A 23,225-nucleotide genomic window follows, 5' to 3' on the forward strand; every position below is an offset into this window, starting at 1 on the left:
TGCGGCCGGCCCTCAACCGGGATGGACGGGCATCGGCGCGCGTAGCAACCGCTGTGCGCACTCGAGCAACACGCGGTGCAGCTCCTCGTCGGTGACATCGTTGAGGGTGGGATCGGTGGCGCTGCCGTAGATACCCGAGGCCAGCACCGACATGCAGATCCGATCGGCGGCTCCCGGTTCGGGGCCAAGCAGGATCCCGGTCAGTCGTTCGATGGTGTCCTGAAGTTCGGGCCGGCTGTGCACCAGGCTGTCGATGACGGGATCTCCGTGGAACACCGCGGTGACGCGGCGATGCCGCACCGCCATCTCCACCATGCCGCTGATGGCGGCCTCCCGCCGGGCCTCGGGCGTGGACATCGCCTCGGCGATGCGAACCAACCGGATCATGTCGTCGAAGACCGGCTGGATCACCGCCAGCGCGATGTCGTCCTTGGAATGGAACTGGTAGTAGACGGCGGCCTTGCTGACGCCGAGGCGGTCGGCGATCATCTGCAGCGACGTTCCGTTCACACCGTGCTCGGCGAACAGGCTCAGCGCCGCTTCCAGCACCCGCTCGCGCGCAAAGCCACGCGGCGCAACAGCCTTCGCCACACCCCGTCCCTTCGTCGCGCCGAGCGTACCCAGACGCGGGCTAGATCACAGTGTCAATAGTCGAACTAACTTGATTGAAGTTAGCCGACTGTATAGGTTTCACTTTACATCCGGCAAGGAAATCGCGAGGAGGAGTGCTGATGCCGAGCTCGTGCCTTGCGCTTCGATCAGACCTTCTCGACACCTATCTTCTGACCGCCGTCGAGTCCGGCGTCGCACAGGTGGTGTTCCTGGCCTCCGACCTGGATCCGCGGCCGTACCAACTGCCCTGGCCGACGGGCATCACCGTCTACGTCGTCGACGATCCGGCGATCCTCGACGTCAAGACCGACGCCGTGACCGGTATCACGCCCACCGCCGAGGTGTGCGGTGTGCCTGCCGCGATCAGCGACAACTGGGCCGCCGGTCTCGTCCACGCCGGATTCGACGCCGACCGGCCGACCCTGTGGAGCGTGGAAGGCGTATTACCCTTCATCCCATTGGACGAGCAACGTCGGCTCGTCGCCGACATCACCGTCATGAGCGCACCGGGCAGCAGGTTGGTCTCGGAGATCTCGGTGAGTCCGTTCCGGGACGAATCCGACGGGGACGTCGCGTCAGATGTCGACGTAGAACGATGTTGGCGGGAAGCCGCCGACGCCGAGATGATCACGAAGTGGCAATGGAGCTTCACAGCTAGCCGGTACGTCACCGCGTACCTGACCTCCGAAAGGCCGACCAGCGAATATGAAGCTGTTGAGACGGTTCTGGATTCCGTTGATCATCATCGCGGTGGTGGTGGTCGGCGGATTCACGGTGATGCGGGTGCGCACGTTCTTCGGCGCAGGCGACGGCTCCGGTTTCGCCAGCGCCAAGGTCGATGACACCAAGCCCTTCGACCCCAAGGTCGTGGTCTACGAGATCTACGGTGAGCCCGGCGCCACCGCGGACGTGAACTACCTCGACCTCGACGCGCAGCCGCAGCGGATCGACGGGGTCAGCCTGCCGTGGACACTGCGCTTGGAGTCCACCGCGCCGTCGGTGTTCCCCAACATCGTGGCCCAGGGCAACGGCGACATGATCAGCTGCCGCATCACCGTCGATGACGAACTCAAGGACGAGAGAACCTCCAACGGCGTCAACGCCCAGACCTTCTGCTTGGTGAAATCTGCATGAGCAATTACGACACGCCTACCGAATCGATCCCGGTCGCCTCCGCACCGAAGCACAACAATCACGGCGGGATCGCCAAGTGGATCCGGCGGCTGTCGGTTCCGATCATCATCGGCTGGATCGCCGTCATCGGTGTCCTGAACGTCATCGTGCCCCAGCTCGAAGAGGTCGGGAAGATGCGCTCGGTGTCCATGACACCGGACGACGCGCCGTCGATGATCGCGATGAAGCGCGTCGGCGAGGTGTTCCAGGAGTTCAAGTCCAACAGCTCGGTCATGGTCGTGCTCGAAGGCGAACAGTCGCTCGGCGACGATTCGCACAAGTACTACGACCAGATCATCGCCAAGCTCAAGGCCGACACCAAGCACATCGAGCACATCCAGGATTTCTGGGGCGATCCGCTGACCGCCTCGGGCGCACAGAGTTCGGATGGCAAGTCCGCTTACGTACAGGTCTACACCGCCGGTAACCAGGGCGAGGCGCTGGCCAACGAATCAGTCGAGGCCGTCCAGCAGATCGTCGACAGCGTCCAGGCTCCCCAAGGCGTCAAGGCCTATGTGACCGGCCCGGCCGCGTTGTCAGCGGACCAGAACATCGCCGGCGACCGCAGCATGCAGATGATCGAGGCGCTGACCTTCACGGTCATCATCATCATGCTGCTGATGGTCTACCGGTCCATCGTCACGGTGATCCTCACCCTGGTCATGGTCGTGTTGTCCCTGACGGCCGCCCGCGGCGTGATCGCATTCCTGGGCTACTACAACATCATCGGGCTCTCGACATTCGCCACCAACCTGCTGGTGACACTGGCGATCGCGGCGGCCACCGACTACGCGATCTTCCTGATAGGCCGATATCAAGAAGCCCGCAGTGTCGGCGAAGACCGCGAACAGTCCTACTACACGATGTTCCACGGCACCGCGCACGTGGTGCTGGGCTCGGGTCTGACCATCGCCGGCGCCACGCTGTGCCTGCACTTCACCCGCCTGCCCTACTTCCAGTCACTGGGCATCCCGCTGGCCATCGGCATGGTCACGGTGGTCGCCGCCGCGCTGACCATCGGACCGGCCATCATCACCGTGGCCAGCAAGTTCGGTAAGACCCTGGAACCCAAGAGGGCCTCGCGCACGCGCGGCTGGCGCAAACTCGGTGCGGCCGTGGTGCGTTGGCCCGGACCGATCCTGATCGCCACCATCGCGATCTCCATGGTCGGCCTGCTGACCCTGCCCGGCTACCGCACCAACTACAACGACCGCGACTACATGCCGGCCGATCTGCCGGCCAACACCGGATACGCCGCGGCCGACCGCCACTTCTCCCCCGCTCGGATGAACCCCGAGCTGCTGCTGGTCGAGAGCGACCACGATCTGCGCAACTCCGCGGACTTCCTGGTGATCGAGCGGATCGCCAAGCGAATCTTCGGTGTCCCCGGCATCTCTCGCGTCCAGGCCATCACGCGCCCGCAGGGAACGCCGATCGAGCACACCTCGATCCCGTTCAACATCAGCATGCAGGGCACGACCCAGACCATGAATCAGAAGTACATGCAGGACCGCATGGACGACATGCTCAAGCAGGCCGATGAAATGCAGGTCACGATCGACACGATGACCAAGATGATCGCGCTCATGGAACAGATGCGCGACGTGATGAACAGCATGGTCGGCAAGATGCACATCATGGTCGACGACGTGAAGGAACTGCGCGACCACATCTCGGATTTCGACGATTTCTTCCGGCCGATCCGCAACTACCTGTACTGGGAACCGCACTGCTACGACATCCCGATGTGCTGGTCGATCCGATCGGTGTTCGACACCCTCGACGGAATCGACACCATGACAGCCGATTTCGAGCAGATCGTGCCGGACATGGACAAGATGAACGCACTCATCCCGGTGATGATCGCGAACATGCAACCGATGATCGCGACCATGAAGACGATGAAGACGATGATGCTGACCATGCAGGCCACCAACGGCGGTTTGCAGGATCAGATGGCGGCCATGCAGGACAACTCCACCGCCATGGGTCAGGCGTTCGATGCCGCCAAGAATGACGACTCGTTCTATCTGCCGCCGGAGACCTTCGACAATCCGGATTTCAAGCGCGGCATGAAGATGTTCCTGTCCCCCGACGGACATGCGGTGCGGTTCATCATCAGCCACGAGGGCGACCCGATGAGCCCCGAGGGCATCAAGCACATCGACGCCATCAAGCTGGCCGCCAAGGAGGCCATCAAGGGCACTCCGCTGGAGGGATCCAAGATCTACCTCGGCGGCACCGCGGCCACCTTCAAGGACATGCAGGAAGGCGCCAACTACGACCTGCTGATCGCCGGTATCGCCTCGCTCTGCCTGATCTTCATCATCATGCTGATCATCACGCGCAGTGTGGTGGCCGCCGCGGTCATCGTCGGCACCGTGGTGATCTCGCTCGGCAGCGCCTTCGGTCTGTCGGTGCTGATCTGGCAGCACCTGATCGGGCTGGAGCTGCACTGGATGGTGCTGGCGATGTCGGTGATCATCCTGTTGGCCGTGGGTGCCGACTACAACCTGCTACTGGTCTCCCGACTCAAAGAGGAGATACACGCGGGATTGAACACCGGCATCATCCGCGCGATGGGTGGCAGCGGGTCGGTGGTGACGGCTGCCGGTCTGGTGTTCGCATTCACGATGATGTCGATGGCCGTCAGCGAGCTGGCGGTGATCGGTCAGGTCGGCACCACGATCGGCCTGGGCCTGCTGTTCGACACCCTGGTGATCCGGGCCTTCATGACTCCGTCCATCGCGGCGCTCCTGGGCAAGTGGTTCTGGTGGCCGCAGATGGTGCGGCAGCGGCCGAAGCCGGAGCCCTGGCCCAAGCCGATCCAGCGCGAGCCGCAGGACGCGGTCACCTAGCGGGTCATCTGACGAGCGCGACGGCGAAACCGTCCCAGCCCTTGGTGCCCACGGTCTGGATCGCGGCGACGTCAAGCTGCGGATGGTCACCCATCATCTCCAGCATGTCGCGCACGCCACGCGCCTGTGCGTCGTCCGCGGCCGGCGCCAGCACCCGCCCCATCCGGGTGACGTTGTCCACCACGATGATCGAGCCCGGCCGGCCCAGCTTGATCGCCCACTCGACGTAGCCGACGTTGTTCTCCTTGTCTGCGTCGATGAAGGCGAGGTCGAACACGTCCCCACGCTCGGCCAGCCGGGGCAGCGTGTCCAGCGCGGCGCCGACGATCACCTCGACGCGGTCGGCGACACCGGCTCGCTGAAAATTGGCGCGCGCCACTTCCGCATGACGAGGCTCGTATTCGAGGGTGACGACGCTGCCGTCCGGGCCCACGCCACGCGCCAGATTGATGGTGCTGTAGCCGGCGAGCGTGCCGATCTCCAGCACCCGGCGCGCACCGGAGATGGTCGCGAGCAGCGACAGCAGCTTGCCGTGTTGAGCTGACACCTCGATGGCCGGCATATCGGCATCCTGCGCGGACTGACGGGCCGCGGTGAGCGCCGCGTCCTCTGTGCGCAGCACCTCGTTGAACATGACATCGACATCGCGGGGTTCGGTCACAAGCGCCAGGCTAGACCCGGATCAGAGCACACCCTCCTTGGCGTACACCATCCGCAGCACCAGCCCGACCTCCGGACCCATGATCTCCGTGCACAGTTCGCAATACGCGGCGACGAACGCCGGTCCATGGGGCGGGTCCGCATCGCTGAGGTGGTGGGCGAGTTCGTGCAGAACCACCAGCTCTCGCAATGCCCAGGTGTCGCGCTCGGGCACGGCGATGACGGCCTTGCCATCGATCAGCTCGTAGTGGGCCGCGGTCACTCCACGACGGCGCCGAACCGCCAGTGGCCGCGCACCGACCCGGGCGACCACGTCGTCGACGTAGCGCTGCACCGATTCGACGGACCCGAATTTCGCCTCCGGCGGCAAGGTCAGCGAGGTGCCGAAGAAGTCGATGGCGCGCGAACTGTGTTGGGCCGCACGGTCGAACATGGTGCGCACGAACTGCTCGGCGGCATACACCCGGGCACGCTGGGTGTCCTTGGCGCTCACTTCTCCAGGGCGCCGCGCGCGCCGGAGATTTCCTGGTTCAGCCCGAGCCGGGCATGGCGACCGGCACGATCCCCGGCCCGGCGAGCTGCCGACGAGTAACCGGCCGACGCATTCGTCGCCCGCCACGTCCCACGGGCCTGCGATGCCTCGCGGTAGAAGCTGCGCAGCTCGATATCCTTGTCCCGCAAGGCGATAGCCGTACCCGGCCGGTCGGCCTCATCGGCCTCGCGTTGCGCCTCCTCGCGGGCCTGGGTCAGGCGCTGGCCGATGCGGGCACCGAACGCCAGCTGAAAGTTGAGCCGGGCGGTGATGGTCGGCGTCGGACGGTGAGCACCCGAGGCGATGTAGGCCTCCGATGCCTTGACCATCTGCATCAGCAGGCTGGTGTACAGCGCGTGGGTGGCGTCGATGTCCTCGGCGAACCCGTAGGCGTAGACGAACGTCGAGTTGGACGCCACATCGCATTTCACGTCGTTGGCCTGCCCGATCATCACGAACAGCTGCACATAGGTGCGCAAACCCTTGGTCCCGGCCGCACCGATGGTGATGGTGCGCTGCACCGGCATCTGCGCCTTGGTCCGCTCGGCCGAATGTGCGCGGGCCAACGCCAGATCGATCGAGGTGGCGGTGGCCAGCCGCTGGGCGGCCGCCATGAACGCCTCGGCCTCGTGCATGTTGTCGGTGCCCTCGGCCTGACGCAACAGTGCGGCGATCCGCGCCAGCATCTTGTCGTCGCTCACGCGACAAACCTAGCCATCGGCACCGACAAACTTGCCGATCGCGTCCACCACCTGCGGTGACAACGATCCGGGCTTGCCGTAGTTGGCGATGCTGTCGGTGGGATCGTCGCGCAGCACGTGGTTGACGCCCTTGAGCTCGACGAGCGTCAGCGCGGTGTGCCTGAGCGCGTCGATCAGCGGGCGCTCGATCTGGCAGCTGGCCTGCGAGTCGGCGTCCGAGCAGGTGAGCAGCACCGGCATGCCGTCGGGCAGCGCGGCGGCCAGCTTCAACGGGTCGATCTTGTCGGCCTCGACGATGGCGTTGAGGTTGTCCTTGTTGACGATCGCGCTCAGGCCCTCGGGAAGGTTGGCGGGCACGGTGCCCTTGGTGCGGATCTGGTCGACGGCACCCAGCCAGGCGGTGAGCACCTCGGGAGTGGCGCCGGACCGTACGCGGTTGGTGATGATGTCGAGGTAGCGACCGGACAGTGGTTGGAACAGCGCCAGCGAGTGCACCTTCGGGTCGCCCGCACCGGCCAGGGTCATGGCGTGGATGGCGCCTTCGCCGACCGCGTAGATCGACACCTCGGCGGCGTCGGTATCCGGCCGGCCGGCCAGGAACCGCAGCGCGGCGGCCGCGCCGCTGGTGTAGACGCCGCTGACCACATCGGCGGGTTTCTTCTCGTAGGGGCCGAGCTTGGTCGCGCCGGTGCCGATCTTGTCGTAGCGCAGGCTGGCAACACCCTTGTCCGACAACGTTTCCGCGAGCTGACGCATGTTGCCTATCGGACCGACGACCTTGTTGTCGCCGTTGCGGTCGGTGGGCCCGCTCTCGGAGATCAAGAGTGCGGCCGGGCCCTTCGCCTCTGCGTGCCGGTAGGTGCCGTGGATGGTGAGCCCGTCGGCGTCGAACGTGACGTCGGTGTCGGTCCACGACGGTTGCCCGCGCTCCTTCGTCGCCTCCGGCGAACCGCAACCGGCCACCAGCAGCACCGAAAGGAGGCCTGCCACAAGCTTTCTCACAGGTGCGTCTCGATCCAGGCCGTCACGTCGTCGAGGACAAGCTCCTTCTCGGGTTCGTTGAACACCTCGTGGAACAGGCCCGGATACACCTTGAGATGCACGTCCGGTGACCCCACGCATTCCACGAGGTGGCGGCTGCCGTCCGCGGACACCAGGCGGTCCTTCTCGCCGTGCACCACCAGCAGCGGCGCGGTCAGTGCCGAGGCGCGCTGTGGCATGGTCTCGCCCACGATGATCAGCGCCCGGGCGATGCCCGCGGGGACCTTGCCGTGCCACACCAAGGGGTCGGCGTTGTATGCCGCCACCACCGCCGGATCTCGCGATACCGCGTTGGCGTCGAGGTTCTCCACCGGCAGCCCGGGGGCGATCTTGCCGAGCGCCTTGGCCACCACCGCGAGAATCGGGGACACCGCCGCCTGTGCGGCCACCGCGGGCCCGGACAGCACCATCGCGCTGTATTCGTCGGGATATTCGACGCCGTAGCTGAACACGATGCCGCCGCCCATGCTGTGCCCCAGCACGAGGCGCGGCAGCTTGGGGTACTCGACGGCGGCGATGCCGACCAGCGTGTGAAAGTCGCCGACGTACTCCGCCATGTCGCGCACGTACACCCGCTTGCCGCCGGAGCGGCCGTGACCTCTGTGGTCCAGTGCGTAGACGATCAGCCCGGCCTGCCCGAACCGTTGCGCGACGTGGTGATAGCGCCCGGCATGTTCGCCGAGGCCGTGGGAGAGGACGACGACGCCTACCGGTGCGATGTCGGGCGTCCATACGTCGTAGACGATGCGGACCCCGCCGACGCCGTCGAATGTCTGTTCACTGCGCGTGCTGGTCACCCTGGCGAGCGTATTCGATCGAACTTGTCGGGGGTGCTGCGTAAGCTCGCGAATGTGACGGTCCTCGCTCATCGCCTCGATGACGACAGCCCGGCCGATGCGTTCCTGGCCGATGCCCAGCGCTACCGCCGTGAGCTGCTGGCGCACTGCTACCGGATGACCGGCTCGCTCCACGATGCCGAAGATCTGGTGCAGGAGACCTACCTGCGTGCCTGGAAGTCCTACGAGGGTTTTCAGGGCAAGTCCTCGGTGCGCACCTGGCTGTATCGCATAGCGACCAATACGTGTCTGACGGCGTTGGAGGGCAGGCAACGCCGCCCGCTGCCGTCGGGCCTGGGCAATCCGAGTTCATCGCCCACCGACGAGATCGCCGAGCACCACGAGATCCCCTGGCTGCAGCCCCTGCCGGATTCGACCGAGGATCCGGCGGATCCCAGCACGATCGTCGGGACCCGTGATTCGGTCCGGCTCGCGTTCGTCGCGGCGCTGCAGCACCTGTCGGCGCGCCAGCGTGCGGTGCTGGTGATGCGTGAGGTGCTGCAGTGGAAAGCCGCGGAAGTCGGTGAGGCGATCGGGGCATCCACAGCCGCGGTCAACAGCCTCCTGCAGCGGGCCCGGGCCCAACTGGATGCCGTCGGCCCCAACCAGGACGACGAGATCGCCCCGCCGGACTCCCCGCACGCCCAGAATCTGCTGCGCAATTACATGGCCGCCTTCGAGGCCTACGACATCGACAAGCTGGTCGAGCTGTTCACCGCCGAGGCGATCTGGGAGATGCCGCCCTTCGACAGCTGGTACCAGGGCCCGCGGGCCATCGGCGACCTGTCCCGGTACAAGTGCCCGGCCGAGCAGCCCGGGGACATGCGCTTCATCGCCACGAGTGCCAACGGCCAGCCCGCCGCGGGGATGTACATGCTGAACCGCGAGACGGGCCGGCACGAGGCGTTTCAGCTGCACGTCCTCGAGGTGCGCCCCGAGGGCATTTCCCACGTGGTGGCATTCATGGAACTGGAGCTGTTCGAGAAGTTCGGGCTGCCCGAGTACATCTAGGCGGCGACTCGGAAGACTTGGAATTCGACGACGGGTCCGGGTTGGACGCGCCCTTGGCCGACGAAGATGGTTTGGTTGACCCAGGAGTATCTGGGGTCTCCGGATTCCAGGCGTGGGGTGGTGACGAAGTAGTGGTCTCCGAAGTCGGTGCCGGTGGTGCCGCCGCCGAGTGCGGTTGCAGCGGCTTCGGTGACTTCGACCAGGCCTTGGTAGCTCATGTAGATGACGGCGCCGTCGTCGGTGTAGAACTGGGCGCGCACATCGAGGCGGCCGTAGCCGTCTTCGCCGGCCAGTAGCCAGTCTCCGCCGCCGGGGGCGGCGGTTCCGCTGAATCGGTTTCCGGTGACTTTGCCGCCGGTGACGGCGAGGACCTGGCGTAGTCCGTAGGGTCCCGGTCCGACGATCTGGGGTTCGGCGAGTTCTGCGGTGTAAGTGAACTCCGGCTCCAGCTTCACTGACCAACCCCCACTCCGGCGGCCGCCATCACAGCCGACATGCCCTCGGCGATCACGTCTTGCCCAAAAGCCTCGAGCACGACGTTCGGATTGAAGTACTCGCGGATCAACACAACTTTGCCGTCCCGGATTCGCATGTGGGTGCAATAGGTGTTGGCGTAGATCTTGCCGGTCTGAGTGACCGTCGCCTTCCCGTGCAGTTCCAGAATGAAGAGTTCCGGGTCGGTCGTATCGTGCACGGTCAGCGAATCGATCCGGAGGTCGGGCACGGAGTCGAAGAACCAGTCGATGAAATGACCGATCAGGTGTCGGCCGGGGACGGTATCGGCGAGCGGCTCGGGAGCGAAAGGCATCTCCCAGACCCCGTCCTCGGCAAAGTGGTCCTTCCACGCCTCCAGAGCCGCGCCGCGCGGCGGCCCGTCGTCAAGGGCCTTCCAGAATCGCTCAACCGTCGCGCGGTTGTCCGTTTGTACGCTCATTTGCCCGCCTCCATCTTTCGGTCGACTGCTGTCTCAGTCGGATGCTCAAATCCGACATTGCACTACGCGTCGTTAATAGTCAACACTCTGTCGACATTCTCCACATGTCATGGGGCCCAGGCGCGCTCGGTGGCAACCAGTGAAGGGTCGACATTTTCTCAACATAGTGTTGATTACTACCGACGGCGGGTCTAATCTGGCCAGTGGCCTCAGCGCCATCCCCTGGCTGCGGCGCTGTGCGCCGCAGGATGACCACTACCCCAGTACCCCTGCGACCAACGAGGTTCCGCTATGACGACACCCATCAACCGGCTCTTTCGCCTGCAGAACCGACCGCAAGGCCAGGTCACCGAAAGGGATCTCGAGTGGGTCGAGGAGTCCATTCCGGAAATTGACGAAGGACAGGCGCTGGTCCGCACCCTGTACCTGTCGCTTGACCCCACGAACCGCGTCTGGATGAGTCAGTTGCGTTCCTACATCCCACCGGTTGAGTTGGGTGCGGTGATGCGAGGCCTCGGCGTCGGTCAGGTCGTCGAAAGTCGGCGAGACGATCTGCCGGTCGGAGCGTACGTGCTCGGCTTCACCGGCTGGCAAGACTATTGCGTCGCAGACGATTCCGTTCTGGAATTTCCGTTCACCGTTCTTCCCGAACCGTTGCCGGCGCCGCTTCCCGCGTTCCTCGGAGTCCTTGGCCACACCGGCATTTCAGCGTTCATCGGTGTCGAGTTGGCCGATCCCCAGCCAGGGGAGACTGTTGTTGTTTCCGCCGCTGCCGGGGCGGTCGGTTCCATCGCCGGCCAGCTGGCGAAGCAGCGTGGCGCTCGCGTGGTCGGCATCGCGGGCGGTGCCGAAAAGTGCCGACACCTGGTGGAGGAACTGGGCTTTGACGCATGCGTCGACCGACACGCGGACAACTGGCGCGAGCTATTCGACGACGCGACTCCCGACGGCGTCGACGTCGACTTCGAGAACGTCGGCGGCCCGATAATGGACCATGTCCTGGGCCGGCTGAACATCGGCGCACGAGTGTCGCTGTGTGGCCTGATCTCGGAGTACGACACGTACAACGAAGACAGCGACCAACCCGGCCTGCGTAACGCAAATCAGCTGCTGATGCAGCGAGCCACCCTGCGGGGCTTCATCGTTACCGACCACGTCGAACGCTACGGCGAGATCATCGGCAAGCTCGCTGCGGCACTGGGCGAGGGCTCGTTGGCGTACGACGAGACCATCGTCGACGGACTGGAGAACGCTCGGGAAACCCTCAATCAGGCACTGTCGGGCGGCACTCGAGGAAAAGCGGTCATCCAGGTCGCGCCCGCCCCTGCGCACGTCGATTGACGAGGCGTGGCGAGGCTCGGCAGCCGTGTCGAGCCTCGCCACGCTGGCTGAAAGCACCTGTAAATCAGCAGGTTTCGGCTGGTTTGGGAGGCTGCACTTCACGCCTGAGGATCTTCCCGGTCGGACCCTTGGGCAACGAGTCGACGAACCAGATTTCGCGGGGGTATTTGTACGCGGCGAGTCGACCCCGGACGAAGGTCTTCAATTCTTCGGCTTCCGCAGATGCCCCGTGTTTGAGTGCCACGGCCGCGCCGATCTCCTCTCCGAGGTCTGCGTGTTTGATCCCGATCACCGCCGCTTCGGCGACGCAAGGGTGTTCGTAGAGGACTTCCTCGACCTCGCGGGGATAGACGTTGTACCCGCCCCGGATGATCAGATCCTTCTTCCGGTCGACGATGGTGTAGTACCCGTCGCGATCGCGAACGGCGATGTCTCCGGTACGAAACCACCCGTCGGGGATGGCTTCGGCGGTTGCCTCAGGCCGGTTCCAGTATCCCTTCATGAGGTTCTCGCCCTGGATGGCGATCTCGCCTGGCACGCCGTCGGGAATGTCCTCGCCGTCGTCGCCGACGATCCGCAGCGCGCAGCCCCGTACGGGTATTCCGATGGTGCCCGGTCTGCGTTGGTGCCCTGGCTGGTTGAAGCAGGCGATGGGCGCCGTCTCCGAGAGCCCGTACCCTTCGTAGATCTCGCAGTCGAACTTCTTCTCGAACGCCTTGAGAATCTCGACGGGCATGGCCGCGCCGCCGGTGATGCACGTGCGCAGCGAGGACATGTCCGTGTTGTCCGCATCGGGAGAGTGCAACATCGCGGCGTACATGGTCGGCACACCCTCGAGAACCGTCACCCGATCGCGGGCCAGGACCTGCAGAACCTTGGTGGCCTCGAAGCGAGGGACAAGGGTGAGCAGGGACGCGGCTTTGACCGCTGCATTGAGCCCGCAGGTGAGGCCGAAGACGTGAAACAACGGCAGGCAACCGAGGATCACGTCTTCCGGCCCCACTTCGATCAATGTGTCCACTGTCGTCGCGGCGTTGGTCGACAGGTTCCCGTGGGTGAGTTCTGCCCCCTTGGGCTTCCCGGTGGTGCCGGAGGTGTAGAGAATGACGGCGGTGTCGCTGTCGGTTCGACTGGTTGCTTCGTAGATTGGGCTGCCGGACAGGCTCATTGGTCCCGTGACGGGCACCAGTTCCGAAGGAATCCCGACTTTCTCCGCCGCGGCCGACACGACGGCATCGCTCCCGTCCAATCCATACACCAGTGACATACCCGAGTCGGTGAGGTAGTACTCGACCTCGCGCGCATTGAGCAGTGGATTCATCGGCACCGCAACCGCGCCGGCCAGTAGAGCGCCGTAGAACAACACTGGGTACGCGGGGATGTTTGGAAGTACCAGGCCCACCCGGTCGCCAGGGAGCACACCCCGGGCTCGCAGGTCCCCGGCGACAGCCGAGGCGTGGTGATAGAGCTGCCGATAGGACACGACGTACCCGTCAAGCTTCACGGCCGGACGGTCTCCGTATACGTGAGCGGTTGCGACGAGATTGTCGGCGAGGTTGGACACGGTTGACTCCCGCTTCGAGTAGAGAGCATTTCATTCCGCGGCCGGCGCGCGAATCCCGTTTGAGCGCAAGGAGATCAGCGGCAAAATCCGCGCAGGAGGCCGGCGCCGGCCCGGCCTTCAAAAGGCGAGACCGGTGCAACCGACTCAGTATGCACCATGCGTTGAGTATTATCAACATATCGTCGAGACTTTGCCGACGCATCCACCCGCGGCGCCACGGCTTCGTGGTAGGTCTGACCTATCATGTTTGACATGGCGTCCACTTCACCTTTCAGCTCGAGCACCGCGGAAACACGGGTGGGCCGACGGAACATCAAAGGTGACAGGCGCGAGCAGGCCATCCTCGAAGGTGCTTACGACATGCTGCGCACGGTGCCTCTGCGCAACATCTCCATCGACGATCTCACCAAGCGCGCCGGACTCTCGCGGTCGTCGTTCTACTTCTACTTCGAGTCCAAGTGGCAGCTACTGTCTGCGCTGCTCTCGCGGGTCACAGCGGACGTGTTTCAGGCGTCGCAACTGATTTTCGAGCGGCCGGCGGGCATGCCACCGGAGGCGGCCATCGAGCACGCGGTCAAGGAAGTCATTCAGGTCTGGGAACAGCATGGTCACGTTCTTCGTGAAGTAGGCGACGCCGCTGCGGCCGAGCCGGACTTGCAGACGCAATGGGACACGATCCTCGGCCGGTTCATCGACGCATCGGCTGCCAGCATCGAGCGCGACAGAGCCGCCGGCGTCGCCATCGCCGGGCCACCGGCCAGATCTTTGGCCGCCGCGTTGATGTGGATGGGCGAACGCAACCTCGCCTTGATGAGCCTGCGCAGTGAGAACGCAATCCCGTTGGAAGACATGGCCGAAACGGTGACCACGATCTGGCTGCGGACGGTCTATGGCCTTGAGTGGAAGCCCGCCAAGAAACCCGCTCGACGCCGCAAGCCCTCTGCAAAGGCGTGATCGACGCCTTCACAGAGGGCTCACCTGGCTTCCAGGGCCGCTCGGACGCTATTGGTTGTCCAGGGCCATTTTCGTCATGTTCAGCCCTGGCATGAGCATGTGACCGCCCTCCACCAACATCTCGAGGCCTGTCGTCCATCGTGATTCGTCGGATGCCAGCCACAGCACCGCCTCGCTCATGGCCTGCGGCGGCAGGAGGCCCACATCCCGGAGAACTGCCCAGTACTTCGCGCCCTGTAGGTCCTCTTTGACGCCGTTACCCGGCCCCTTGCCCGCGCAAAGGTCGTAGCCGCCTTGCCAATCCAGGGCGGGAGTATCGGTCGGCCCGGGAAGCAGCGAGTTGACTCGGATGCCGTACTGGCCGAACTCGAGTGCTGCGCTCTTCGCCAAGCCGAGTACGCCATGCTTCGACGCGACGTAGTGGACGTAATGGGGAGACCCCTCGACGCCATTGCCGGACGAGGTGATGATCACCGAGCCGCCTCCGCGCGCCTTCATGGCGGGAGTTACCGCTTTCAGCGTGCGCCAGGGCCCCATGATGTTGACGTTGAGCACATCCAGGAACTCGTCCTCGGGAATGTCCGCGAACGGGTGCACAGTCCAGATGCCGGCGTTGGCCACAGCGACATCGAGTCCGCCAAAGGCCTGCACGCCCTCGGCGACCAGCTTGTCCAGCGCGGCCTGTTCGCGAACGTCGCCTTGGTGCGCGATGATTCGCCGGCCCAGCGCCTCGACTTCCTTGACCGTGATCTCGAGGTCAGCCGCCGTGCCGACGGGATAGGGAACCCCTCCATTCGCCGGGCAGTCGAAGGCGAGGATGTCCGCACCTTCCTGGGCAAGGCGGATGGCGTGTGCGCGGCCCTGGCCTCGGGCCGCGCCGGTGACCAGCGCGACCTTTCCTTCCATGCGTCCCATGTTCACTCCTTTTCTAAGGTGATTCGTTTACGGCCGGCCTGCTGGCGAGACCGCCTGTGGTGCACCGGATATAGATCGCGACCTCACTCGCTCGGCCGGATCAGCTGGAGAAGAACATCGATGCCGGGGGGCTCGGTCCAGACATGGGTGGCGTCTCCCATCAGAATCGGTGCGTCGATCGGCTCCGCGCGCCCAGGCCCGCGGATGGCGCAGCCCGCGAGTTCGGGACCGTCGGCGCGGTGTAGCCGTAGTGCTACGTGGTCGAGTTTCGCCGGTGCTCCGTCGAGGGCTACGTCAAGCGCGTCCAGGTCGTGCAGGGTGTACAGCTCGACCTCTGCGCCGCCGACGTTGAGGAACGCCGCGCTGATGCTCATGGCCGGAACGTCGACCGCGCGAGCGACCTCGATCCCAAACCGATTGGACCAGTGCGTGAGTGCCGAGTCCAGATCGCGCACCAGGATGCCGACATGGTCAAGTCGAGGGAGGCCGGCGGCGGGTGCCGAGGTCACTGGCTGCCCGCCGCGACGAAGTGCGGAGCCAGACCGGGCCGGGGCTCGGTCCAACGCTGAGTGATGACTTTGGACCTGGTGTAGAAGCGATAGCCGTCGTAGTTGAGCCCGTCGTCCCCGAAGCGCGAGTCTCCCCATCCGCCGAAGCCGAACCAGGAGATCGGCACGGGGATGGGCACGTTGATCCCTACGCTGCCGGCCAGTACACCCCGGCTGAATCGACGCGCAGCTGTGCCGCTGCCGGTGAAGATGATTGCGCCGTTCCCATAGGGATTGTCGTTGACGATCTGCAGCGCCTCCTCGAGATCCTCGGCCCGCAGCACGCTCAAGACCGGACCGAACACTTCGTCGCGGTAGAGATCGCTCTCAACGCTGACGCGGTCGACGAGGCTGGGGCCGATGAAGTAACCGGCTCCCGGAGCTGTCCGTTCACGGCCGTCGACGACCAGGCGGCCGCCTTGCTCGACGGAGCGTTCCAGCGCCCCACGGACCCGATCGAGTGCGCCCTCTGAGATCAACGGCCCCATGTCGGTACCCGACACCGCGCCCGGGCCCACCGTGAACGCGTTGGCACGCTCGGCAACCTTGTCCACCAACGCATCTGCTGCCGAACCGACCGCTACCGCGACCGTCACGGCCATGCAGCGCTGACCCGCGGCCCCGTAGGCCGCCGACACCAGCGCATCGGCCGCGGCATCGAGGTCTGCGTCGGGCATCACCACCAGGTGGTTCTTGGCGCCCCCGAGGGCCTGCACCTTCTTGCCGGCCTCGGCCGAGCGCCGGTAGATCGCGCGTGCGACCGGGGTAGACCCGACGAAGGACACCGCCGCGACGTCGGGGTGGTCGATGAGCGCCTCGGCCGCCTCGACACCGCCGTGCACGACGTTGAGCACGCCGTCGGGCAATCCCGCCTCGCTCGCGATCTGCGCCAACCGCACCGATGCCGACGGCACCTGTTCACTTGGCTTGAGCACGAACGCGTTCCCGCACGCAATGGCGGCGGCGAACATCGACACCGGCACCATGGCCGGAAAGTTGAACGGGGTGATGCCGGCGCACACACCGAGCGGTTGCCGGAAGGAGTACGTATCGACCCCATTGGCAACCTGCTCGGCGTACTCGCCCTTGAGTTGCTGCACCACCGAAAGGGAGACGTCGACGGCTTCGATCGAGCGCGCCAATTCTCCTCGGGCATCTGCAAGCGTCTTGCCCTGTTCGGCGGTGATGATCGACGCCAAGTCGTCCACCTGCTCGTGCAGCAACACCCGGAAGCGATGCAGTACCGCCGCGCGGGCGGGGCTGGGCGTATCGGCCCAGGCCACCGCCGCTGCTCGCGCACTGGCCACCGCTTCGTCGACGGCATCGGCACCGCCCAACACGACTGCCCCGATCACGCTCCCCGTAGCGGGGTCATGGATCTCGGCTCGCGGCCTCTCCGTCGAGGAGACGGCCGCGCCGCCGATCCAATGCGGCACGGTGTCAAGAGATACATCGATGGTCACAGCAACTCCAATGGTCAGTAGAGCCAAATATCCGAAACGACAACCACGCTCACGCGTTCTCGCGGGGATGCGGAATTTCGGGGAACATCTCCAGGCCGTAGTTGACCTTCAGGTTCTCGACCTCGGCCTGCAGCTGCTCGGGCGTCCGGAGCTCACGATCTCGCGCTTCGTAGAAGTACTTGTCGATACCGCCGTTGGGCTCGAAACCCTTACTGTCGGGCCCGGGCACGAACACCACGAGAATCCGGGCTTCGTCACCGACCACCTCATAGGTGTGCCGCTGATCCTTGCGCCCCCAGACGAACTGGCCCTTTTTGGCGTTGTACGAACCGGCCTCGGTGTGAATCTTGATTTCACCGTCCATCACGAAGAAGCCCTCTTCTTCCCGATGATGGATGTGCCAGACCGGTTCGGTGCCGCGCACCCAATTGGTCTCGATGACGATCAGCTGGCCGCTGGTGGTCTCACCGGTCGCGTGGATCCAGAAATCCACGCCCGTCATGAAGTCACCGGTCATGTTGAAGTGGATGTCCTCACGGTGGGAGACGTAGCTCTCTCCATCGCGTGAAGTCGACGGTTGGATCTGGTCGACGTCCGATCTCGTGGCCATGTCAATCCTCTGTTTGTGGTTGTGACGCCGTGCGCCGGTGTTCGGGGTCACGGCCTTGGCGAGATTGAGATTAGACTCACAGTCGATACTAGTCAACAGTGTGTCCACTTTGTGCGACCGATTGCTCCCGTATCACCGTCAACGGAAATTCGACAATGTGTTGACTATCACCAACGCATAGTGCACGCTCGGATCGACCGCGGGCCTGGAAGCCGGCCCGCTCGAAAATGGAGGTCCATCAATGAAATTGGAGCCGGAGTTCACTTACACCGCAGAACTCGCCGAACCCCAGATCGTCGGACCGGGACCCTACGGACTACGCCAGGTCCTCGCCGTCACCGGCGGCAAAGTCACCGGAAACCGATTCAGCGGAACCGCCGCCCCCGGCGGCGGAGACTGGCTACTGGCCGGCGAAGACGGCTACGGCCGCCTCGATGTACGCGCCCAGTTCTACACCGACGACGGCGCCGTCATCTACATGAGCTACCAAGGCCTGGTCGAAGTCACCGAAGCCGCCGCAACCGCACTCGGCGGCGCCACCACCGGCACCGACTTCGGCGACCACTACTTCATCACCACCCCACGCCTGGAATCCGGAGACCCCAGATACACCTGGGTGAACCAAACCATCTTCGTCGGCCAAGGCCGCATCCAACCCGGACCCACCGTCGAATTCCAAGTCTTCCGAGTCGCCGCATGAGTGTGCTGCACGCGCAGGTCCAGCAGCTGTTGCAGGCCCTGTCAGATCGTCCTGCTACACAGCCATGGGAGATGCCGATCGCCGCCTACCGGGAGGCCGGCGAGAAACTGATCTCGTTGGCGGGTGACATCGAAACAGGCTGTACTGTAGCTGATTTCATGATCCCAGTCCGTCATGGGTCGATCGCGGCACGCAGCTACCACCCTCCAGTTGCCGGCGTCGCACTACCGGCCGTTGTCTATCTGCACGGCGGGGCATTCGTACGCGGAAGCCTGGACACCCACGATCGGCTCTGTCGAAAGCTCTGTGCGCGGGGTGAACTCGTCGTCATCTCCGTCGCATACCGCCTGGCACCGGAAGACCGGTTTCCCTGCGCTCACCACGACGCCGCCGATGCATTCTCCTGGGTGAGTGAGCATTCCGAACGTCTGGGTATCGACGCCGAGGCTCTGGCAGTCGCCGGCGATTCCTCCGGCGGCGCGCTTGCGGCAAGCGTTGCGCTTTCCTCTCGCGACCAAGGTCCTTCGGTCAGGGCGCAAGGACTGCTGTGTCCCGCACTCGATGCCACCATGAGCAGCGACTCGGTCGAACGGTACAGGGATGGTCCATTTCTCACGCGGGCCGCGCTCGAATGGGCTTACGACATGTACGTACCCGATATCGGCGACCGTCGTTCGAGCCTCGCCTCACCGCTGCTGACGCAGGATCTCGCAGGCGCCCCGCCGGCTGTGATCGTCAGTGCCCAGGTCGATCCCGTTGCCGGCGATGCAGACCGCTACGGGGAAAGGCTTGCTGTGGCCGGCGTCAAAGTTCGCGCCCACGAGTACGAGGGCATGCCGCACAGCTTCCCATTGCTGGCGGGAGTACTCGACGCCGGCGATCACGCCATCACCATATTCGCGAGGGAACTCGCCGCGTTGCTCGGTTAGTCGACGCGAGGGCGTGCACGCCCGACCGCACCAACCATCCGTCGTGCCACCAGTCCAACCAAAGGAAACCAACGATGATTCCCTGTCCGCGAATCTGGACGAGGGCGGTGATCCTCGCCCTGTGTGTCATTGCGTCAGCACCGTTTTCGGTGGATGCGCCGGTTGCTCGGGCTGACGAATCGCGGTATCTGGCGTTCTACACTCCGCCGGATCCCCTACCCGCGGGCGTACCGGGTGATCTCATCCGAACTGAGCCTTCCAGGCTGGTTCTCGAGCCTTCCGGACAACTGGGCTCATTCGTGGGTACCGGAACGCGAATCATGTATCGCAGCACCGACGCTCAGGGGCACCCCGTGGCGGTCACGGGCACCTATATCGAACCTCACGTGCCCTGGCCCGGCAGTGGACCGCGCCCGTTGCTCGCCTACGCCACAGCCCCGTACGGAATGGGAGAGCAGTGCGCTCCCTCTCGCCTGTTCGACCAAGGCATCCACGCCTCTTTGGACACGGGTTTCGACCTGATGTTCAATCTCGAGGAAGGGTTCATCGCGACTCTGCTGGCGCGGGGCTTCGCCATAGTCGTCACCGACGGTGTCGGACTCGGAGTGCACGGTCAGATGGCGCCACAGTTCCTGAACCGGGTGGCAGGCGGGGCGGCACTCAACGACGCCGCGCGGGCAGCGATGAAACTGCCCGACACCACGCTGGATCCGCATGGGCCCGTGGCCTTCTGGGGCTGGTTGGCCGGCGGCGGACATTCCGCGTTGGCAGCGGCCGAGGTGGCCGGCGCGTACGCACCCGAGCTCAACGTCGTCGGAACCTATGCCAACGGCGCGACGACCGATCTGCCCAGCATGCTGCCGCCCCTCGACGGGAACCAGCTCGCCGGATCCCTCGGGTGGGTGCTACGAGGGATTCAAGAGGCGTATCCCGATATGACCCAACCGATTGCCGATTCGCTCACCCCGCGCGGTCTGGAGATGCTGGCCAACACCAGCCGGCAGTGCATGATCCAGACCGGCGTCAACTACGCGTTCCGGCATCTGCAGCCATGGTTCAAGAAGGACCTCTATCAATCGGTGCGGGAGGAGCCGCTCAGCTCGATTCTGGCGATGCAGCGAATCGGGAACGTGAAACCCACTGGACCGGTGTATCTTTCACACAATCGGTGGGACTCCTTCGCGCCGTATGAGTCGGTCGTGGCAACCGCGAGAGATTGGTGCGCGCTCGGAGCCGACGTGACGTTGTGGACCAACGAGCAACCACCGTTCCTGAACAAGACGGATATGAACGCACTCCTGACCGCCTTCGTCGACGGCGAGCGGAGCATGGCCTGGATCGCCGACCGCTTCAACGGCGTGCCCACCACACCAAACTGCAGCAAGGCAGGTTGACCGAGCCATGACGAACCCGACTCTCGGCACCTTCGGTGTTTTCGGGCTGTTCGAGCAGTGGAAACACACGACCGCCGCGCAACTGAGGGACATCGAAGCGCTCGGCTACGGCGCGATCTGGGGAGGCGGCTCGCCGCCGGCCGACCTCGACTGGGTCGAGTCGGTCTTGGAAGCGACGGAAAATCTGAAGGTGGCAACGGGCATCGTCAACATCTGGGCGTCCGCAGCCGGTCCGGTCGCGGAGTCGTTCCACCGCATCGACGCGGCCCATCCCGGGCGGTTCCTGCTCGGGATCGGAGCCGGGCACCCCGAGCTGGTTGCCGAGTACAAGAAGCCCTACCACGCGCTCACCGAATACCTGGACAAGCTCGACGAGTACGGGGTGCCCAAGGATCGGCGCGTGGTCGCCGCACTCGGCCCACAGGTGCTCAAAATGGCCGCACGCCGGAGCGCGGGAGCCCATCCCTATCTGACCACCCCGGAGCACACTGCCCGGGCGCGTGATCTCGTCGGACCGGATGCGTTCATCGCGCCGGAACACAAGGTGGTACTGACCACCGACGCCGCGCAGGCACGGGCGGTCGGGCGGGACCACCTCGAGGTTTACCTCAAAGGGACCAACTACGTGAACAACTGGAAGCGGTTGGGGTTCACCGACACCGACGTCGCCGCGCCCGGAAGCGACGCGCTGATCGACGCCCTCGTCGCGTACGGCAGCACCGATGCCGTCGCGGCCAGGCTCAAGGAGCATCTGGCCGCCGGGGCGAACCACGTGGCCGTGCAGGTCCTGACCGGACCTGACAAGTTGGTTCCTGCACTTGCCGAGCTGGCCGGACCGCTCGGCCTCCGCTGAGCCCGCGGCCGTGGCCTATGCCCCGTGGTAGGCCGCCTGCAGTGCGGCGATATCGAATTTGCCCACGGTGCTCAGCACTGCCGACATCAGGCGGGCGTCGCCGGCGGGGTTTCCCTTGGCCAGCAGGTCGTAATACTCGGTCGGGGTGATCTGCCAGGCCAGCCCGTATTTGTCCTTGAGCCAGCCGCAGGGCAGTTCTTCGCCGCCCTCGACCAGCGCGGCCCAGATCTGATCGAGCTGCTCCTGACCGGTGACACGCACTTCAAGGGAGACGGCCTCGGTGAAGGTGAACTGAGGGCCGCCGTTGATGCCGACGAAGTGCTGGCCGGCCAGCTCGAATTCGACCACCACCGGGACATCCTGCGGAGATGGTGACTCGGGATGCGAGGCGATGGTGTTGACGATGCGGCCGTTGCCGCCGAACGCGGCGATGTAGTGCTGTGCGGCCTGCTCGGCCTCTCGGTCGAACCAGAGGTTCGGGACGATGCTTGCGGTGATGTGGGTCATGGTGTGCAGACCCGCAGTGGGCCAGAAACTCATCGCCGAGTGGCCACTTATGCCACACGATCACCCAAAACGCGTGCGATAACTGGCCATTGGGCACCACGAATCCGCAAAGCCTCGCATGTACGGGCGACGATGGTGTGCGGCCGATACCGCAGCATGTCCGAGCTGACTCGGATGATGATCCATCCCTGCGCAGCCAGTTCGGCGTAGCGGTCGATGTCATTGGCCCGCACGGCTGGGTCGGTCCAGTGCTGGGCGCCCTCGTACTCCACGCCCACCTTGAACTCGTCGTATCCCATGTCGATTCGCGCATGTTTGCGGCCGACGAAGTCCCCGACAACGACGATCTGCGACTTCGGCCTGGGCAATCCGGCGTCGACCAGAAGCAGCCGAGTGCGCGTTTCTTGCGGAGATTCGGCGCCGTCATCCATCAGATCGAGCACCTCACGCAACTGGACCAACCCTCTCACGCCGCGATGTCGCTCGACCAGCGGAAGGACGTCGGCCGCACATACATCCGTCGCTTGAGCGAGGGCGTCCAACCTGGTGACGGCTTGAGCCCTGTCACCGCGGCGCCCCAGATCAAAAGCGGTACGCGCCGGAGTTGTCGTCGCGATTCCGGCGACGAGACGCGTCTCGTCGCCGGCCAACTCGTCGCGGTGGATGAGAATGCCGTCGACCGGCTTACCGTTGCGCCGATACAACTCGGCGGGTTCACCAGTTTCGATCCACCGGGTGCCGTACAGGGCAGCGGCGGACAGTCCGGCCATGGTTGCCTGCCGCCCCGACCACAGCCAGGCCGCGACCGCTCGAGTGGATGCCGTCATCTCAGTGCCCTTGCAGACGTAGACGTTGCGGTAGACGGCGTCGTAGCGGCTCACCAACGTTCGCCTGGTCACCCTGCCCGCGCGCAATGCCTCGGTCCCCACAAATGGTCTGGCCATGCATGCACCGTCACGGCGCGACCCGACGCGCACGATCAACCCCGCAGCGATGACGGACCCACTGTGGATCAACGCGACCTGTGGATACGCACCCGTCGAGTGGCCACTTGAGGCACACGATTCCACTCGACGCGTGTCACAACTA

The 23,225-nt window shown here is 64.8% G+C and carries 25 protein-coding genes; 10 read left to right on the plus strand and 15 right to left on the minus strand.

Going from position 1 to position 23,225, the window contains the following annotated elements; all coding sequences use genetic code 11:
• Positions 1–12 precede the first annotated feature (12 nt).
• Positions 13–591, minus strand: a complete 579-nt coding sequence (locus H977_RS0103155) for a TetR/AcrR family transcriptional regulator (RefSeq protein WP_029106492.1) — start codon at positions 589–591, stop codon at positions 13–15.
• A 140-nt stretch (positions 592–731) separates the two neighbouring features.
• On the opposite strand from H977_RS0103155, the gene H977_RS35750 reads away from it, so the two are divergent.
• Genes H977_RS35750 through H977_RS0103170 form a run of 3 tightly spaced genes read left to right on the plus strand, consistent with a single transcriptional unit; the run spans position 732 to position 4,643 of the window.
• Positions 732–1,454 (plus strand): class I SAM-dependent methyltransferase, encoded by a 723-nt coding sequence (locus H977_RS35750; RefSeq protein ID WP_155946474.1) that lies wholly within the window; start codon positions 732–734, stop codon positions 1,452–1,454.
• Complete coding sequence (locus H977_RS0103165) at positions 1,369–1,746, plus strand: MmpS family transport accessory protein (protein WP_231395871.1); 378 nt, start codon at positions 1,369–1,371, stop codon at positions 1,744–1,746. Before H977_RS35750 ends, H977_RS0103165 begins: the two co-directional genes overlap by 86 nt.
• On the plus strand, positions 1,743–4,643 hold the full coding sequence (locus tag H977_RS0103170; RefSeq protein ID WP_029106494.1) for an MMPL/RND family transporter: 2,901 nt from the start codon (positions 1,743–1,745) through the stop codon (positions 4,641–4,643). The genes H977_RS0103165 and H977_RS0103170 overlap by 4 nt, the downstream gene beginning before the upstream one ends.
• Before the next feature lie 4 nt (positions 4,644–4,647).
• Here the strand turns inward: H977_RS0103170 and H977_RS0103175 are convergent, their stop codons facing one another.
• Genes H977_RS0103175 through H977_RS0103195 form a run of 5 tightly spaced genes read right to left on the minus strand, consistent with a single transcriptional unit; the run spans position 4,648 to position 8,374 of the window.
• Positions 4,648–5,277 carry an O-methyltransferase gene (locus H977_RS0103175; protein WP_036475012.1) on the minus strand — a complete coding sequence of 210 codons (630 nt, stop codon included), beginning with the start codon at positions 5,275–5,277 and terminating at the stop codon, positions 4,648–4,650.
• A gap of 48 nt (positions 5,278–5,325) precedes the next feature.
• Complete coding sequence (locus H977_RS0103180) at positions 5,326–5,796, minus strand: TIGR04338 family metallohydrolase (protein WP_029106496.1); 471 nt, start codon at positions 5,794–5,796, stop codon at positions 5,326–5,328.
• Entirely contained in the window at positions 5,793–6,536 is a 744-nt protein-coding gene (locus H977_RS0103185) for a DUF2786 domain-containing protein (RefSeq protein WP_029106497.1), read from the minus strand. Before H977_RS0103185 ends, H977_RS0103180 begins: the two co-directional genes overlap by 4 nt.
• A 9-nt stretch (positions 6,537–6,545) precedes the next feature.
• Positions 6,546–7,538: an alpha/beta hydrolase family protein gene (locus H977_RS0103190; protein ID WP_029106498.1), complete on the minus strand. Its 993-nt coding sequence runs from the start codon at positions 7,536–7,538 to the stop codon at positions 6,546–6,548.
• A complete protein-coding gene (locus H977_RS0103195) occupies positions 7,535–8,374 on the minus strand; it encodes an alpha/beta hydrolase (RefSeq protein ID WP_029106499.1) in 840 nt (279 codons plus the stop codon). The genes H977_RS0103190 and H977_RS0103195 overlap by 4 nt, the downstream gene beginning before the upstream one ends.
• A 24-nt stretch (positions 8,375–8,398) precedes the next feature.
• Between H977_RS0103195 and H977_RS0103200 the strand changes: the two genes are divergently transcribed.
• Complete coding sequence (locus tag H977_RS0103200; RefSeq protein ID WP_029106500.1) at positions 8,399–9,424, plus strand: sigma-70 family RNA polymerase sigma factor; 1,026 nt, start codon at positions 8,399–8,401, stop codon at positions 9,422–9,424.
• On the opposite strand, the gene H977_RS0103205 is transcribed toward H977_RS0103200, so the two are convergent.
• Both H977_RS0103205 and H977_RS32415 read right to left on the minus strand, forming a co-directional pair.
• Positions 9,421–9,879, minus strand: coding sequence for a DUF3237 domain-containing protein (locus H977_RS0103205; protein WP_029106501.1), 459 nt, complete (start codon positions 9,877–9,879; stop codon positions 9,421–9,423). The two genes, H977_RS0103200 and H977_RS0103205, sit on opposite strands and share 4 nt — an antisense overlap.
• Positions 9,876–10,358, minus strand: a complete 483-nt coding sequence (locus H977_RS32415) for a nuclear transport factor 2 family protein (RefSeq protein ID WP_029106502.1) — start codon at positions 10,356–10,358, stop codon at positions 9,876–9,878. The genes H977_RS0103205 and H977_RS32415 overlap by 4 nt, the downstream gene beginning before the upstream one ends.
• Before the next feature lie 291 nt (positions 10,359–10,649).
• Here H977_RS32415 and H977_RS0103215 point away from each other — a divergent pair, with 291 nt between their 5' ends.
• Positions 10,650–11,699 carry an NADP-dependent oxidoreductase gene (locus tag H977_RS0103215; RefSeq protein WP_029106503.1) on the plus strand — a complete coding sequence of 350 codons (1,050 nt, stop codon included), beginning with the start codon at positions 10,650–10,652 and terminating at the stop codon, positions 11,697–11,699.
• Positions 11,700–11,763: 64 nt separating this feature from the next.
• Here the strand turns inward: H977_RS0103215 and H977_RS0103220 are convergent, their stop codons facing one another.
• The gene (locus tag H977_RS0103220; RefSeq protein WP_029106504.1) at positions 11,764–13,263 is read right to left on the minus strand and encodes a long-chain-fatty-acid--CoA ligase; all 1,500 of its coding nucleotides are present in this window, start codon (positions 13,261–13,263) and stop codon (positions 11,764–11,766) included.
• Positions 13,264–13,506: 243 nt separating this feature from the next.
• Between H977_RS0103220 and H977_RS32420 the strand changes: the two genes are divergently transcribed.
• A complete protein-coding gene (locus H977_RS32420; RefSeq protein ID WP_155946475.1) occupies positions 13,507–14,217 on the plus strand; it encodes a TetR/AcrR family transcriptional regulator in 711 nt (236 codons plus the stop codon).
• A 48-nt stretch (positions 14,218–14,265) separates the two neighbouring features.
• On the opposite strand, the gene H977_RS0103230 is transcribed toward H977_RS32420, so the two are convergent.
• From H977_RS0103230 to H977_RS0103245, 4 genes are all read right to left on the minus strand, one after another.
• Positions 14,266–15,132 (minus strand): mycofactocin-coupled SDR family oxidoreductase, encoded by an 867-nt coding sequence (locus H977_RS0103230; protein ID WP_029106505.1) that lies wholly within the window; start codon positions 15,130–15,132, stop codon positions 14,266–14,268.
• Between the two features lie 83 nt (positions 15,133–15,215).
• A complete protein-coding gene (locus tag H977_RS0103235) occupies positions 15,216–15,641 on the minus strand; it encodes a VOC family protein (RefSeq protein WP_029106506.1) in 426 nt (141 codons plus the stop codon).
• Positions 15,638–17,143, minus strand: a complete 1,506-nt coding sequence (locus H977_RS32425; RefSeq protein ID WP_029106507.1) for a CoA-acylating methylmalonate-semialdehyde dehydrogenase — start codon at positions 17,141–17,143, stop codon at positions 15,638–15,640. Before H977_RS32425 ends, H977_RS0103235 begins: the two co-directional genes overlap by 4 nt.
• A 49-nt stretch (positions 17,144–17,192) precedes the next feature.
• On the minus strand, positions 17,193–17,753 hold the full coding sequence (locus H977_RS0103245) for a cupin domain-containing protein (protein WP_029106508.1): 561 nt from the start codon (positions 17,751–17,753) through the stop codon (positions 17,193–17,195).
• A gap of 241 nt (positions 17,754–17,994) precedes the next feature.
• On the opposite strand from H977_RS0103245, the gene H977_RS0103250 reads away from it, so the two are divergent.
• The 4 genes from H977_RS0103250 (at position 17,995) to H977_RS0103265 (ending at position 21,629) form a co-directional block, all read left to right on the plus strand.
• Positions 17,995–18,453 (plus strand): DUF3237 domain-containing protein, encoded by a 459-nt coding sequence (locus tag H977_RS0103250; RefSeq protein ID WP_029106509.1) that lies wholly within the window; start codon positions 17,995–17,997, stop codon positions 18,451–18,453.
• A complete protein-coding gene (locus H977_RS0103255; protein ID WP_029106510.1) occupies positions 18,450–19,382 on the plus strand; it encodes an alpha/beta hydrolase in 933 nt (310 codons plus the stop codon). Before H977_RS0103250 ends, H977_RS0103255 begins: the two co-directional genes overlap by 4 nt.
• A gap of 74 nt (positions 19,383–19,456) precedes the next feature.
• Positions 19,457–20,776: a lipase family protein gene (locus tag H977_RS0103260; RefSeq protein ID WP_051288592.1), complete on the plus strand. Its 1,320-nt coding sequence runs from the start codon at positions 19,457–19,459 to the stop codon at positions 20,774–20,776.
• A 7-nt stretch (positions 20,777–20,783) separates the two neighbouring features.
• Positions 20,784–21,629, plus strand: a complete 846-nt coding sequence (locus H977_RS0103265) for an LLM class F420-dependent oxidoreductase (protein ID WP_029106512.1) — start codon at positions 20,784–20,786, stop codon at positions 21,627–21,629.
• 15 nt (positions 21,630–21,644) lie between these two features.
• Here the strand turns inward: H977_RS0103265 and H977_RS0103270 are convergent, their stop codons facing one another.
• Both H977_RS0103270 and H977_RS0103275 read right to left on the minus strand, forming a co-directional pair.
• Entirely contained in the window at positions 21,645–22,169 is a 525-nt protein-coding gene (locus tag H977_RS0103270) for a VOC family protein (RefSeq protein ID WP_231395854.1), read from the minus strand.
• A gap of 14 nt (positions 22,170–22,183) precedes the next feature.
• A complete protein-coding gene (locus tag H977_RS0103275) occupies positions 22,184–23,080 on the minus strand; it encodes an endonuclease domain-containing protein (protein ID WP_029106514.1) in 897 nt (298 codons plus the stop codon).
• Positions 23,081–23,225: the final 145 nt, after the last annotated feature.

It is taken from the genome of Mycobacterium sp. URHD0025 (assembly GCF_000426065.1).
In the GTDB taxonomy this organism is placed as follows: domain Bacteria; phylum Actinomycetota; class Actinomycetes; order Mycobacteriales; family Mycobacteriaceae; genus Mycobacterium.